This is a genomic window from Flavobacterium agrisoli (genome assembly GCF_016522065.1).
Lineage (GTDB): Bacteria > Bacteroidota > Bacteroidia > Flavobacteriales > Flavobacteriaceae > Flavobacterium > Flavobacterium agrisoli.
Map to the genome: position 1 here is coordinate 1,125,266 of NZ_JAEHFV010000001.1, position 14,566 is coordinate 1,139,831.

General features: G+C 34.6%; 12 protein-coding genes. 2 read left to right on the plus strand and 10 right to left on the minus strand.

All coding sequences use genetic code 11. The features are described from left to right. Positions 1-40: 40 nt before the first annotated feature. From mnmA to I5M07_RS04865, 10 genes are all read right to left on the minus strand, one after another. Positions 41-1,228, minus strand: a complete 1,188-nt coding sequence (gene mnmA / locus I5M07_RS04820) for a tRNA 2-thiouridine(34) synthase MnmA (protein ID WP_200105060.1) — start codon at positions 1,226-1,228, stop codon at positions 41-43. 68 nt (positions 1,229-1,296) lie between these two features. Beyond that, complete coding sequence (locus I5M07_RS04825; RefSeq protein WP_200105061.1) at positions 1,297-2,043, minus strand: toxin-antitoxin system YwqK family antitoxin; 747 nt, start codon at positions 2,041-2,043, stop codon at positions 1,297-1,299. A gap of 91 nt (positions 2,044-2,134) precedes the next feature. Further along, on the minus strand, positions 2,135-4,039 hold the full coding sequence (yidC, locus tag I5M07_RS04830; protein ID WP_200105062.1) for a membrane protein insertase YidC: 1,905 nt from the start codon (positions 4,037-4,039) through the stop codon (positions 2,135-2,137). A 53-nt stretch (positions 4,040-4,092) separates the two neighbouring features. After that, positions 4,093-5,706: a CTP synthase gene (locus I5M07_RS04835; protein WP_200105063.1), complete on the minus strand. Its 1,614-nt coding sequence runs from the start codon at positions 5,704-5,706 to the stop codon at positions 4,093-4,095. Between the two features lie 171 nt (positions 5,707-5,877). Then, entirely contained in the window at positions 5,878-6,120 is a 243-nt protein-coding gene (locus tag I5M07_RS04840) for a DUF3820 family protein (RefSeq protein ID WP_262894771.1), read from the minus strand. A 15-nt stretch (positions 6,121-6,135) separates the two neighbouring features. Further along, positions 6,136-6,537: an OsmC family protein gene (locus tag I5M07_RS04845; protein WP_200105065.1), complete on the minus strand. Its 402-nt coding sequence runs from the start codon at positions 6,535-6,537 to the stop codon at positions 6,136-6,138. Continuing rightward, positions 6,537-8,495 carry a LysM peptidoglycan-binding domain-containing protein gene (locus I5M07_RS04850; protein WP_200105066.1) on the minus strand — a complete coding sequence of 653 codons (1,959 nt, stop codon included), beginning with the start codon at positions 8,493-8,495 and terminating at the stop codon, positions 6,537-6,539. Before I5M07_RS04850 ends, I5M07_RS04845 begins: the two co-directional genes overlap by 1 nt. Positions 8,496-8,587: 92 nt before the next feature. After that, positions 8,588-10,492, minus strand: coding sequence for a LysM peptidoglycan-binding domain-containing protein (locus I5M07_RS04855; RefSeq protein ID WP_200105067.1), 1,905 nt, complete (start codon positions 10,490-10,492; stop codon positions 8,588-8,590). 62 nt (positions 10,493-10,554) lie between these two features. Continuing rightward, positions 10,555-12,084, minus strand: coding sequence for a glutamine-hydrolyzing GMP synthase (guaA, locus tag I5M07_RS04860; RefSeq protein WP_200105068.1), 1,530 nt, complete (start codon positions 12,082-12,084; stop codon positions 10,555-10,557). Between the two features lie 115 nt (positions 12,085-12,199). Next, positions 12,200-12,934, minus strand: coding sequence for a hypothetical protein (locus I5M07_RS04865; protein WP_200105069.1), 735 nt, complete (start codon positions 12,932-12,934; stop codon positions 12,200-12,202). Between the two features lie 309 nt (positions 12,935-13,243). Between I5M07_RS04865 and I5M07_RS04870 the strand changes: the two genes are divergently transcribed. Beyond that, a complete protein-coding gene (locus tag I5M07_RS04870; RefSeq protein ID WP_200105070.1) occupies positions 13,244-14,149 on the plus strand; it encodes a DnaJ C-terminal domain-containing protein in 906 nt (301 codons plus the stop codon). Continuing rightward, entirely contained in the window at positions 14,142-14,444 is a 303-nt protein-coding gene (locus I5M07_RS04875; protein ID WP_200105071.1) for a chaperone modulator CbpM, read from the plus strand. The genes I5M07_RS04870 and I5M07_RS04875 overlap by 8 nt, the downstream gene beginning before the upstream one ends. The last annotated feature ends 122 nt before the right edge of the window (positions 14,445-14,566 follow it).

A 14,566-nucleotide genomic window follows, 5' to 3' on the forward strand; every position in this document is an offset into this window, starting at 1 on the left:
ACTTTTATTGTATTCCATTTCTTTAATCTTATCAAAACAATTACGAAATCACGCCCGAACCTAATAACTCCTTCCCTTCGTACCAAGCTACAAACTGTCCTTCGGTAATAGCTGATTGAGGTTCTTCAAATCGAACATACATTCCTTCTTCAAACTGATACAAAGTTGCTTTTTGTAAGGGTTGACGGTATCGGATGCGAGCCATCACTTCTCGGGTTTCTCCATTTTTCAAACGCAAATCGGTACGTATCCAATGTACTTCATCGTTTTTAACAAACAACGATTTTTTGAATAATCCGGGATGCTGACTTCCTAAACCAGTATAAATAGTATTGGTTTCGACATTGGTCGCAATAACAAATAAAGGTTCTACAGTACCACCAACATGTAAGCCTTTTCGTTGACCAACCGTAAAATAATGCGCACCTTGGTGACTGCCCACGACTTTACCCATATTGGGTGTATAAGGAAATTTTTCGGCCTCTATAGCCAACTCTTCTTCAAAAGAAATTCCAGCCGGTTCGAATGTATTGTAAATAGGGTCGTTTTTATCTATCTGAATGATCGTACCTTCTTTGGGCTGTAATTTTTGTTGTAAAAACTCGGGTAAACGGACTTTACCAATAAAACACAGACCTTGAGAGTCTTTTTTATCTGCTGTAACCAAATCCATTTGAGCGGCAATTTCGCGTACTTCGGGTTTGGTTAAAGCACCAATAGGAAATAAAGCTTTTGACAATTGTTCTTGCGATAATTGGCATAAAAAATACGATTGGTCTTTATTTACGTCGGCACCCGCTAGTAATTGATACATAGTTTGTCCAGCTACTTCGATTTCGTTTTTTTGACAATAATGACCCGTAGCCACATAATCGGCACCCAAATCCAGGGCTATTTTTAAGAAAACATCAAATTTTATTTCGCGATTACAAAGCACATCGGGGTTTGGTGTGCGTCCTTGCTCGTATTCGTTGAACATATAATCAACGATTTTTTCTTTATATTCTTCGCTTAAATCAACTGTTTGGAAAGGAATTCCTAACTTTTCAGCAACCAACAAAGCATCATTACTGTCTTCGAGCCAAGGGCATTCGTTGGAAATGGTAACCGAATCATCGTGCCAGTTTTTCATAAAAAGCCCAATAACCTCGTAACCTTGCTGCTGTAAAAGATAGGCAGCAACACTTGAATCAACACCTCCTGATAAACCAACTACAACTCGTTTCATCTTCAATTTTTCGTTTTTTAATTCGAGTGCAAAGGTACAAAACATTTAGCAGAGAGCCTATTTGAAGCCTATTTCTTTGGTTTTTGCTGTTGTTCGGGCGAAACTTTTGATTTGGTAAACGATTGACTGATTGCTTTGGGATCGCTCATATTTACTTCTTTAGCCAATTTTCCTTTTTCATAAAACTCCCAAATTCCAGCCTTTTTCCCGTTTAAAAACGTTCCTTTAGAAGCGATATTTCCGATGCCATCTCTAAAAATAGCATCACCATGATACACATCGCCTTTAAAATTAGATTCTTCTAAAACAATACCATTTTCGGCATATTTTTTATAAAGACCATCTTTTAAACCTGCTTTATAATTTTGTTCCTCTGCAATTTTTCCGTCGGGATAAAACACTACGCGAGTTCCTTCTAATTTTCCTTTTACATACGTTTCTTTACTCATTATAGTAGAGGAAGCGTGGTGGTAATAAACCCAAGGTCCTTCAAAAAGTTTGTTGACCACTTTGCCTTCGCTGACTTTATTTTTAGATTGGTCGTAAAAAATCACGTAAGCCGAACCATCATTAGCGCTAAAGTCTCTTGTGGCAATTACATCGCCTTTTTTAGTATCGTCAAAATATTTAAAAACCCCAGTTTCTTTTCCGTGCGAAAATACGCCTTCGTAACGCGGTCTTTTAGAAACCTCATACGTACCGCGCCAAAGTCCTTCTTTTAAACCTTTAGCATCTACTCTATTCAATTCATTTTGAGACCAACTTATCATACAAGTTAACCCCAATACAAACAACATCATTTTTTTTTGAAACATAGCTGATTCTATTTTTTTAGATAACGAAAATTGGTTTACAAAAGTATATCTACATAAAAAAATCTCGAACGAATCGAGATTTTTTATCAAATTATTTTTTCTTTTTAGTAGAAGATTTGGCAGCTTCTTGTTGCTCCATCACTTCTTGCAAACGTTGTTGAAATTTACTTTGCTTTTTAGGTTCTTTCTTTTTATTCTCCTGAATTTGAGCATGAATTTTATCGCTATCTACAATCTTGTATTTGATTACATACATGATACCGATGGTAATTAAATTCGAAATAAAATAATACAAACTCAATCCAGAACCGTAATTATTAAAGAACAACAGCATCATGATAGGCGAAATGTAAATCATGATTTTCATCATTTTAGCCATATCGGGCATTCCTTCTTGCTGTGGCGCTGCCATTTGCTGATCGCCAGTGGTCATTTTCATATAAAAGAAAATAGCAATAGCCGCTAGAATTGGAAATAAACTAATGTGATCGCCGTAAACCGGAATCGTAAAGGGCAATTTTACTACAGCATCAAACGAAGATAAATCGTCTGCCCATAAGAATCCTTTTTGACGCAACTGCATCGCAGAAGGAAAAAATTGGAATGCAGCATATAAAAATGGCATCTGAATTAAAGCCGGAATACAACCCGCCATCGGATTCACACCTGCTTTGTTATACAGCTTCATTGTTTCTTGCTGTTTTTTCATCGCATCGCCTTTGTACTTTTCATTAATCTCGGCAATTTCTGGTCGAAGCACCTTCATTTTTGCTTGAGAAACATACGATTTATAGGTAATCGGCGACATGGCCAATTTGATCAAAATGGTAAAAACAATAATAGCAATACCCAAAGAAAGATACGAACTGATAAATCCGAAAATCGGGATGAAAATAAATTTATTGATCCATCCAAAAATACCCCATCCTAATGGTACAATTTTTTGAAGGTTTTTGTCGTATTGTTTTAGGGTTTTGTAATCGGTAGGACCAAAATACCAATTCATTTTATAATCCAACTCCCCATTCGAAAAAGCAAGTGGCATGTTTGCAGTAAACTGTTTGGTAAAAGTGGTATCTACTTTTTCATCGTTTACCAAACTTGTGGACTCTAATTTAGAAGTTTCAAAAGGTTTATTAGTAAGTAAAATAGAACTGAAAAAATGTTGTTTATAGGCTACAAAGCTCACTTTTTCTGGTGTTTCCTCACCGTGTTCACCAACGCCTGCATAATCAATCTTACCGTCTTCGTATTCAAAATAAATTTCGGCATAACGGTTTTCATACGAAATACTTTTTTCGTTAGAATATGATTTTAAATCCCACTCTAAATCTAATGGTTTGCTAGTATTTATAATTTTATTTAAACCTTGCGAACGCACATCAAAATCAATCATATAATTGTTGGGATGCAATACATAACGGTATTCTAAAAAGGCATTTTCGTTTGACTTTAAACGCATAGTCAAAATTTGATCCTCTCCGTTTTTTGTCAAAGTAGGTTCAAAAAACAAATCTTTGGTATTTAAAATACGATTATCGGCTGTATTTAATTGAATGTTCAAATCCGAATTGTTGTTTTTGATTAAAGAAACCAATTCATTCGAATTTTTCTCAAAACGTTTGTAGTTTTTTAGCGTCGCTTCGGCAATGTAACCTCCTTTATTGGCAATTTTCAAAACAACCAAATCATTTTCGATTGTGGTAAAACCTGCTTTTGCTGATGGCAAAGTAGCCGAGTAAGCAAAGGCACCTAAACTTTTTTGCAACTGTGCTAATTGCAACGAATCGCCCGGCGTACTTGCGCTAGTTGAAGTTGCAACAGTTTTTACCGCTGCATTTTTATTTTCAGTTTGTTTTGCTAATTGCTCTTTTTTGGCTTTTTCGGCTGCCAATTCGGTTTCCGAAGGTCTATTTTGATACATGATCCATATCAAAATTCCAAAAATCAAGACAAAACCTATAAACGAATTTATATCAAATTTCTTTTGTTCCATTCTATTTTTTAAAAAGTTCTATTAAGTAAACAGCACTTGATTGAGGTGCTTTTTTATTTTTTGTGATATTGTACAGCCGCCGCAACAAAGTTTACAAAAAGCGGATGCGGATTGGCTACCGTACTTTTGTATTCGGGATGGTATTGCACTCCAATAAAAAACGGATGATTAGCCAACTCTACAATTTCGACTAATTTGGTATCGGGATTGATTCCGGAAGCAATTAATCCTGCTTTTTCCAATTCGTCTGCATATTGACTGTTAAATTCGTAACGGTGTCTGTGACGCTCCGAAATAGTCGTTTGCCCGTAAATACGGTGCGCTAAAGTACCTTCTTTAATTTCGCATTTCCAAGCACCTAAACGCATGGTTCCGCCTTTATCGGTTACATTTTTTTGCTCCTCCATCAAATTCACTACCGGACGCGTTGTCTTTTCGTTCATTTCGGTTGAATTCGCATCGGCATAACCCAAAACAGTACGGGCATATTCAATAACAGACATTTGCATTCCCAAACAAATTCCGAAAAATGGAATGTTATTTTCGCGAACATAACGAACGGCCGCAATTTTCCCTTCAATTCCTCTTTCACCAAAACCTGGAGCCACTAAAACACCGTCAAGGTTTCCTAATTTATCGGCTACATTTTCGGGATCTAAGTGTTCTGAATGAATCGAAATTACATTTACTTTGGTTTCGTTGCTAGCTCCTGCATGTATAAAAGCCTCTAAAATAGACTTGTAACAATCTTGCATTTCGACATACTTTCCTACCAATCCGATATTAATAGTATGTTTTGGATTTTTTAATCTTTTCAAGAAAGTATTCCAGGTTTTTAAATCTGGAGCTGCTTTTTTAGGGAGATTTAATTTATTCAAAGCCACCACATCTAATCCTTCTTCAAGCATTAAATTAGGCACTTCATAGATAGTAGACGCGTCAATCGACTGAATAACAGCATCTTTACTTACATTACAAAATAACGCTAATTTTTGTTTCAAATCCGAAGACAATTCATGCTCGGTACGACAAACCAAAATATCTGCTTTGATTCCGCTTTCCATCAACGTTTTAACAGAATGTTGAGTGGGTTTTGTTTTTAATTCACCCGCTGCAGCCAAATACGGCACTAATGTCAAATGAATGACAATTCCGTTATTTTCGCCCAATTCCCAAACCAATTGACGAACCGACTCAATATACGGAAGCGACTCAATATCACCCACTGTTCCCCCAATTTCGGTAATAACAATATCAAAATCGCCCGATTTTCCTAAAATTTGAATTCTATCTTTAATTTCGTTGGTGATGTGCGGAACTACTTGAACTGTTTTCCCTAAGAATTCACCCCTACGTTCTTTTTCAATTACAGAAAGATAAATTCGGCCCGTAGTTACGTTGTTGGCTTGTGATGTTGGCACATTCAAAAAACGCTCGTAATGACCTAAATCCAAATCGGTTTCGGCGCCATCATCGGTCACATAACATTCACCATGTTCGTACGGATTCAAGGTTCCCGGATCAACATTAATATACGGATCAAATTTCTGAATAGTAGTGCGATAACCTCTTCCTTGTAACAATTTTGCTAAAGATGCAGCAATAATTCCTTTTCCTAACGAAGAAGTTACACCTCCTGTAACAAAAATATATTTCGTTTGATTCATTCTGTAGTTATTTGTAAGTAGTTGTGTAAAAAAACGTGGCAAAAGTACAAATTTTATTAGATAGTTATCCTATTACAGAATGAGATAATTTGCATTTTTTTAAACAGAACGATGCCTAGATTTTTTTATTTGCAAGAATTGTCGTTAAATAGGTCTTTTTATAAAACTATTCTATTTTGACGGTTTGGGATACTTGTGTTTTATATTCCGGATTAAGTCTTCCAAACCGTTCAATTTAAGTTCGTAAATCAAAGCTAATTGCTCGCCTAATTCTCCTTTTGGAAAACCTTTATTGCGGTACCAAACAATATAATATTCGGGTATATCTATTAAAAAATACCCTTCGTATTTTCCGAAGGGCATTTTAGTATGTGCTAGTTTAAGTAGCTGTTTTTGTTGTTTTAAAAGATCCAAATCGAAATTCAAATTTTAGTTCCAATTAAATGTAATTCGTTTTTCGATAGCCTCGTTTAAACTTAAAAATACCGGACAGGTCATGGCAGCGCGTTCTAAAATTGTTCTGTTTTTTTCATCACTAACCCCAACCATTTCAAAAACAATTTCGATGGCGCCAATCCGTCTTGGTTCAGCATTCATAATTTTGGTTACTTCGGCAGTCGAATTTTTAAAATCAACATTCAAATCGCGCGCTTTGATTCCCATGATAGTCATCATACAGCTCGCCAAGGCATTGGCAACCGTATCTGTTGGTGAAAAAGCTTCTCCTTTACCATTATTATCCAAAGGAGCATCTGAAATAATTTCATTTCCTGATTGCGTATGAATGGATGATGTTCGTAAATCACCCAAATAAGTTACTTTTGATGTCATTAATTTGCTTCTTTTATTGTTAAATCATCATCATAATACAAAATGTAAACCCCTCGGTTGGCGTGGCCTCCATCTTCTTTTGTATAAAACTGAAATTTATTATCTACTTGTTCTGTGGTTACCGTTTTGGTGGTTTCTTGATATGTTTGTCCTTGAACCAAACGCATCATGGTATCAAAAGTCACATCAAAACCTCTAGTTGCAAAGGTGTTTGGCAAAATATTATTGTCTTTTTTGTACTCTTTTTTAAACAATCGAGCCGCCTCTGTATCATTTTCTCGGTTTACAGATGGATACATTAAATGGAGTTTTACCAAATTAGAGAAATTAATTTCATCCGATTCTAAGGTAGCATTTGGCTCCAAAACAACCAACTGCACTTGGTAACTTTTCATTGCTTCTACCAACGTTTTAATAGTGGTTTTCACCATCCAAGTATTGGCAGTTTCCATCACCACATAATTCATTTTACCAGGAACCAACAAATTGGTAATACTAGCACCGTCTAAAGCGCCCGTACTCGAAAAACTAGCAAAAGCTACACCTAGTTGGTTTTGTTTGATATATTGAATGGTAGATTCTTTTTTTGGATCGACAACCGCAATAATATTGCCATTCTTTTTACGCATGTACTCAAACATGGTATTCTTCACCATATCATTGGTAGGCACACTTTGATACAAATTTGAAATTGGATTGGCTCGGTCTTTTGATAATGGCGAAATTACCGGAACATTATACAATCTCAGATAATTAGCGGCCGTTTCGGCATTACTTTGGTAAAAAGGACCAATGATAGCATCGGCAGTTTGTAAATTATTTTTTTGCAAAATCTGCGACACATTGGATCCATTTTTATTTTCTTGCGAATCGTAAATAGCAACATCTATAGGCAATCCCAATACTTTAGCCGAATCAATTGCCATTAAAGCACCCGAATAAAAATCGAGTGTCATGTTTAAAAATTTATCCCTTTTAAGTCGCTCCTGAATTGAATTTTCGGTATCATTTTCTAAAACCGAAACATTAAAAGGCAACAACAAAGCCATTTTTTTTCGCTCATTTGAATTAACTTTAGCAGAAAGTACCGTAGTATTTTTAGGAAAATCACTCGTAATCACGGGAGTAGATTGTACTGGCACTTTCAAAATCATTCCTTCTTGCACCCCATTTGATAAAATAGGATTTAAGGATACCAATTCCTCTTGTGTAAGTCCAAAACTTTTAGACAAACTGTACAAAGTCTCTTTAGGTTTTACTTGATAATCCATTAAATCTTGTTTAGGAGCCGTGCTTTTTACAGGAGTTTCCGATGTGGTTACAACTGGATTTGAATATTGTTTTGGCGGACTCCCTTTAATAGTTAACCGAAAACCGATTGGTAAATTCTGGATAATTTCAGGATTTTTCTTTTCCAATTCTTCTATCGAAATATTGTATTTTTTTGCAATCGAGTACTTCGTTTCTTTGGGTTGCACGTCGTGGTACACATAGGCTTCTTTACTCTCTTTTTTTTCTTTTTTAGTTGCTTCTTTTGCAGTAGAAACTCCATTAGAAATCACCAAAGTTTGCCCAATTTGCAAACCATCGGTTACCAAAAACGGATTGGCTTTTTTAAGCGCTTCATCACTAATATTGTACTTTTTTTCAATTCCGTATAAAGTTTCTTTGGGCTGAACCAAATGCGTTTTTACATTCGAATTTACAGCCGATTTAGTTGCAGTAACAGTAGCATTTTTTGAAGATTTTTTTGGAATTAACAATACCAATCCTGGTTTTAAACCGGTTTTTACATCCGGATTAAGCTGGTAAATATCATAAGGAGTAACTTGGTATTTTTGCGCAATCTGGTTGATGGTTTCGTCTTTAGCAACCGTATGTTTAACCGTACCGCTTTGAGCAAAAGCAACACAAGAAAACATCAAGCTAGCTACACATAAAATTGATAAATATCTCATAAAAAACTTCAAAATTTTATTTTTAAAAATGACCAACTAAAGTACAGTTTCTATTTAAAAAACCGTAAAATCATTTTGTTAATTGTTTGTTATTACTTGTATAAAGCCACTTTGCTAACGAAAGCATTTTCAAAAAATGTTTTGGTTTCGTTTCTTTTTAATTTGTAAAGTGTTTCCTCTAAACTTGGATATGTTTGACAATATACATAATAATTTAAACTATTTACATTAAAAAAGAAACTCGAATTGAATTCGCCCGCATCAATTAATTTCATAATAAAGGCATCTCTTTCTTTGGCTTCGGAAAAAACGCCCAAAACCAAATAATAACCATCTGCCACTTCTTTTAAATTATCGAACGTTTCTATTTTTAGTTCTGTTTGCTTTTTAAGCGAATTTTCTTTTAAATATTGCGCAATTTCTTCTTTTGTTATATCGTTTTCAAAATCGGCATTTTGCTGCGTACTAAGTGCTTTTTCTTGGTATTTTTTCAATTTCACCAAAGCCAATTTATCGTCAAAAGTTCTGGCTTCGGCACTATAAAACGATGCTTTGCTAATGTGCCGTTTGACTTCAATTTGCTTTTGAGTGTCAATAGAATCCAACTTAGCTAATAACAATTGGTTTTTTGCATCGTTTTGTTGGTTGTCTATTTTAAATTGTTTGATTTCTTCAAACGAAAGACGCTGCATCAGTGTTTCATTGGTTTTGTTTTTTTCATTTTCGCGAACTTTCTTTTTATATTCCTGATTTTCTGCAACGGCAATTTTCTCCACTTTATTCATTAAATCAGAATAGGTTTTTCGATTTTCGGCCAATTCTTTTTTCAAATCCTGCGACAATTCATTGGTTTTTCGAATACTTTGATAGGATTCTTTTTCGAGTTGTTTTGACTCTTCCAGATTTAAAATCGGCATTTTTTTTAATTCGGTTAAATCCTCGTTCATGCTCGCAATTAACGAATCTAATTTTGCCATCAATACCATTTGAACATTTTTATTAGCCTCTAAAACCAAACGTAATTTTTCGACCGAGGCGTTCCCGCCAATGGCTTTCAAATCGAGATTTAACTCGTTAATTTTAATCACTTTTTGATTCATTTCTTTTTGAACCACCAAACGATCTTTCATATCTTCGAGTTGTGCCGTTTTAATTTTAGAACGCTCGGTTAACACTTGTTTTTCGGCCAAAACCAACATTAATTCTTCATTATCGCTAGTTGGTTTTATTTGATTTATATTAATTGCCAATTTATTCCCTTCTACCAAATTAGTTACAATTTCGGGGTTTTGAATTTCCAATTGTTCGATAGAAATTCCGTATTTCTTAGCAATTGCGTATTTGGTCTCTTGAGGAGCTACGGTATGAAAAATGGTTTCGTTATTAATCACACGAAAACGTCCATCGAGTGTTTTCTTTTTGTTCGGAATTAAAATAGTTTGTCCAATTTGCAAACCACTTTCCAGCTTACTTTTATTGGTATTTTCTAAATCCTGAACCGAAACATTATACAATCGGGCAATGCTAAACAGCGATTCTTTGGGTGTCACTAAATGCGATTTCAAATTCTTATTATTTTGATTTTCTTTATCGGAAGGTTCAAAATTTGAATTTGGTATGGTTAATAGTTGACCTATTTGCAAACCGTTTGCTAATAATTCTTGATTGGCATTTTGCAAATCGGTTACCGAAACATGGTATTGTTGGGACAAACCAAATAGTGTTTCTTTTGAAGCAACGGTATGTTGTCGTAAAGCAGATTGAGAAGTTGCGTTTGACTTTACAGAAAGAGGAATTTTTAAAATTTGATTATCTACTAGTCCATTTTGAGAGTTTGGATTTAATTTGTAGATATCTTCTAAGGAGACTTGGTATTTTTGGGCTATAAAGTAAGCCGTTTCACCTTTTGTAATCTTATGTTCTATTATTGAATCCTGAGCAGATAATCTGTTAAAAGTCAACAAAAAAACAAACAAAATAGTTAATTTTTGAGTCATAAATAGTAGGTTTTAAAAAATTTAGGCGTTACAAATGTAACGCCTAAATTTTAAAAATAGTACTATTCCCATTCAATTGTTGCGGGTGGTTTTGAGCTGATATCATATACCACTCTGTTCACACCTCTCACTTTATTGATGATATCATTCGAAATTTTCATTAAAAACTCGTAAGGCAAATGTACCCAATCAGCCGTCATACCATCGGTCGACTCAACCGCTCTAAGTGCTACCACTTTTTCGTAAGTACGCTCATCTCCCATTACCCCTACACTGTTTACGGGTAATAAAATGGCTCCGGCTTGCCAAACTTTGTCATACAATCCCCAAGATTTTAATCCATCAATAAATACTTTATCAACATCTTGTAAGATTCTTACTTTCTCAGGAGTAATATCTCCTAAAATACGAATAGACAATCCAGGACCTGGAAAAGGGTGTCTTCCTAATAATTCTGGATCAATTCCTAAAGTTGCTCCTACTCTACGTACTTCATCTTTGAAAAGCATACGCAAAGGCTCCACAATTTTTAATTTCATATAATCTGGCAAACCTCCTACATTATGGTGCGATTTAATAGTTGCCGATGGTCCTTTAACAGAAACTGACTCGATAACATCAGGATAAATAGTTCCTTGTGCTAACCATTTTACATCAGTTAACAAATGTGATTCATCATCAAAAACCTCGATAAATACTCTACCGATGATTTTACGTTTCGTTTCTGGATCGCTCACTCCTGTCAATTCTGACAAGAAACGTTCTCCAGCATCAACTCCTTTTACGTTTAATCCCATCCCTTTGTATTGATCCAATACACTTTCGAACTCGTTTTTACGCAACAAACCGTTATTTACAAAAATACAGTATAGGTTTTGACCAATAGCTTTGTTTAATAAAACTGCCGCTACAGTTGAATCTACACCTCCTGAAAGACCTAAAACTACTTTATCATTACCGATTTTCTCTTTCATTTCGGAAACAATTTCTTCTACGAAAGCATTTGGTGTAAAGTTTTGAGGAACTTCGGCAATTTTTACCAAAAAGTTTTCTAACATTTTTATTCCATCAGTTGAGTGAAAAACTTCAGGATGGTATTGAATGGCATACGTTGTTTCACCTTCAATTTTATAAGCAGCAAATTCTACATCATGAGTGCTCGCTAATTTTATTCCGTTAGTTGGTAAAGCTTTGATGCTGTCGCTATGACTCATCCATACTTGGCTGTTAGCGGGAACACCATCAAAAAAAACTTCCTCTTCTTTTATAAAAGACAAATTAGCTCTACCATATTCTCGTGTGTTTGAAGCCGCAACTTCGCCACCACTAAAATGGGCTAAATATTGTGCACCATAACAAACCGCCAACAAAGGAAGTTTGCCACGTATTTGCGATAAATCAGGGTGTGGCGCATCCTCTGATCGAACAGAAAAAGGACTACCTCCTAAAATTACGGCTTTATAGCTCGATAAATCATCTGGAATATGATTGTAAGGGAAAATTTCGCAGAATATGTTTAATTCGCGAACTCTACGCGCAATAAGCTGAGTGTATTGCGATCCGAAATCTAAAATAAGTACATTGTGTTGCATGCGCAAAAATACTTTTTATATTTTGAATTGAAAAACAGAGTTGTCAAAAAAATGCTTTTTTAATCAAACTGCTAAAAATCAATAAATTACGATTATAAATAATTCATATTTTTAATTATTCTTCTTTAATAACCATAATTGTAGCCTTGAAACCGGCGGCTAAATTATCCCAATAATCATTGGTCATTAATGTATTTTGATCGTCATAAATTCGAATTTCGGCCGTATTTCCTCCAAGAGTTCCTATGTTTAAGGCCTCAAAATCGAGTTTATTAAAACCGTTATCCAAATTAATTTTGATTTCTCTAAAGTTACTTTCCAGAAAAAGTTGTGCTACCAAAACTCTCGAATTGGAAGAGACTTTTACCAAATCGCCGTCAATGGCACCAAAATCGCGAAGTTTGACAATAAAAAATTTCGATTTGGTTTTTATTTCACCAAAATCAATATTGCGTTTCACCAAAATACCTCTTTCTCCTTTTAAACCTTCACTTCGTAAGGCTTTATCCAAATCATTTTCCATTTTAGGCACGTATTTATCACCCGGATTGGCAAAATCATTTTCGACCGACATGGTAAAGTTGTTTTTTTCTTCACCAATCTTATATTTCGAATTGGAAGGCTTTTGATTGGAAATTATACTTTTACTATCATATACATTTGGAGCTTTGATACTAGGCACTTCGGGAGCAAAACTGGGCGTTTCTTCGGGCGCTTTTGGTACTGTTTTATTCGTTTTAATTCCCATATTGGCTGGGGGAATGGGCTTAAATTTAGTATTCGATTCAAACTGAGCAAAAGCTGTAAATCCAATAAAAAAAATAAATATCAGTAGTAAAATCTGCTTCATTTGGGAGCTATTTTTGAAAAGTATTTTAAAAATCAAAATTACTATTTAAATAATTTGGGTCACTAAAACCTCTCTTTTTTAATTCAAAAAGTAAATCAACAAAAAACATTCCAAAAAAATCCTTAAAACAAAATTAAATATTTTACAAAATCGGGTTTCCATATCAAATTAAAGCAAAAATCCATTTTTTAGAAATCTCATTTTAAGTTTCTTTTTTTAAAAGCACACCAAAAACATTTTACAAAACTTCTTGAATTTAAAGAATTTACATAACTTTGAGAGTATCGCATTTATTTAAAATTAATAAACATGGCAGATCTTAATTATTATACGATTTTAGGAATAACACAATCGGCCACGGAAGCCGAAATCAAAAAAGCCTATCGAAAATTAGCACGAAAATACCACCCCGATTTGAATCCGAATGATCAGGAAGCGCAACGTAAATTTCAGGAAATTAACGAAGCCAACGAGGTTTTGAGTAATCCAGATAACCGAAAAAAATACGATCAATATGGTAAAGACTGGAAACATGCCGAAGAATTTGAAAAAGCAGGCTACAATCCCAATCAACAACGTTCAGAAAGTAGGCAATCTTCGCAATCCTCAAAATCTTATTCTGATTTTTCGGAAGCCGATTTTTCGGATCTTTTCAGTTCTATGTACGGTAGTGCAGGCAAACGTACTCAAGCAAAATTTAGAGGACAAGATTACAATGCCGAGTTGCAATTGGATTTAAAATCGGCTTATACCACACACAAACAAAGTTTAACGGTCAATGACAAAAACATTCGAATTACAATTCCGGCTGGAGTAGAAAACGGTCAAGTAATTAAAATTCCGAATCATGGCGGTCCAGGAGCAAATGGTGGACCAAATGGCGATTTATACATTACCTTCTCTATTCCTAACGACTCGCAATTTAAACGAGAAGGAGCCAATTTGTACGCCAATGTTGATTTGGATTTGTATACAGCTTTGTTAGGAGGCGAAATTCAGGTACCTACTTTTGATGGCGCTGTAAAAGTAAAGGTTGCCGAAAGCACGCAAAACAATACCAAAGTAAAGCTAAAAGGCAAAGGTTTTCCGAAGTACAAACAAGAAAATGAATTTGGCGACCTGTACATTACTTATCAAATTAAGTTGCCTAAAAACCTAAGCGCAGAAGAAAAAAAAGCAATTCAAAAACTTTCAAAATTGAAAAAAAATGGCTAATTCTAACTTAATACTCATCAAACAATTTTGTGTTTTGCACGATATAGAGCAAAATTTTATAACCGAATTAAACAATTACGGATTAATTGAAATTGTTTCGGAAGAAAATGAAGAATTTTTACTTCACGAGCAATTGCCTCATATTGAAAAAATGATGCGACTTCATTATGATTTACAAGTAAACTTCGAAGGAATTGACGTGATTGCCAATTTGCTCGAAAAAATTGACTGCCTTCAACATGATTTAATTCGAAGTCACAATAAACTTCGCTTATACGAAAACGAAAATTCGTAACAAATACGCTGCAATCTCTTTTTATTTTAAACTGCTAAGATTACATTTTTTCCTAAATTGCGCCCAGTTAATTTAACCTTGAAAAGTACAATAAACGCTATTACTTTTCATAAAAAACACAC

Excerpts from the sequence above, each read along its gene's own strand:
- mnmA (WP_200105060.1), bottom strand. The coding sequence starts at position 1,228 with ATGAAACGAGTTGTAGTTGGTTTATCAGGAGGTGTTGATTCAAGTGTT.
- I5M07_RS04825 (WP_200105061.1), bottom strand. The coding sequence starts at position 2,043 with ATGTTTCAAAAAAAAATGATGTTGTTTGTATTGGGGTTAACTTGTATG.
- yidC (WP_200105062.1), bottom strand. The coding sequence starts at position 4,039 with ATGGAACAAAAGAAATTTGATATAAATTCGTTTATAGGTTTTGTCTTG.
- I5M07_RS04835 (WP_200105063.1), bottom strand. The coding sequence starts at position 5,706 with ATGAATCAAACGAAATATATTTTTGTTACAGGAGGTGTAACTTCTTCG.
- I5M07_RS04845 (WP_200105065.1), bottom strand. The coding sequence starts at position 6,537 with ATGACATCAAAAGTAACTTATTTGGGTGATTTACGAACATCATCCATT.
- I5M07_RS04850 (WP_200105066.1), bottom strand. The coding sequence starts at position 8,495 with ATGAGATATTTATCAATTTTATGTGTAGCTAGCTTGATGTTTTCTTGT.
- I5M07_RS04855 (WP_200105067.1), bottom strand. The coding sequence starts at position 10,492 with ATGACTCAAAAATTAACTATTTTGTTTGTTTTTTTGTTGACTTTTAAC.
- guaA (WP_200105068.1), bottom strand. The coding sequence starts at position 12,084 with ATGCAACACAATGTACTTATTTTAGATTTCGGATCGCAATACACTCAG.
- I5M07_RS04865 (WP_200105069.1), bottom strand. The coding sequence starts at position 12,934 with ATGAAGCAGATTTTACTACTGATATTTATTTTTTTTATTGGATTTACA.
- I5M07_RS04870 (WP_200105070.1), top strand. The coding sequence starts at position 13,244 with ATGGCAGATCTTAATTATTATACGATTTTAGGAATAACACAATCGGCC.
- I5M07_RS04875 (WP_200105071.1), top strand. The coding sequence starts at position 14,142 with ATGGCTAATTCTAACTTAATACTCATCAAACAATTTTGTGTTTTGCAC.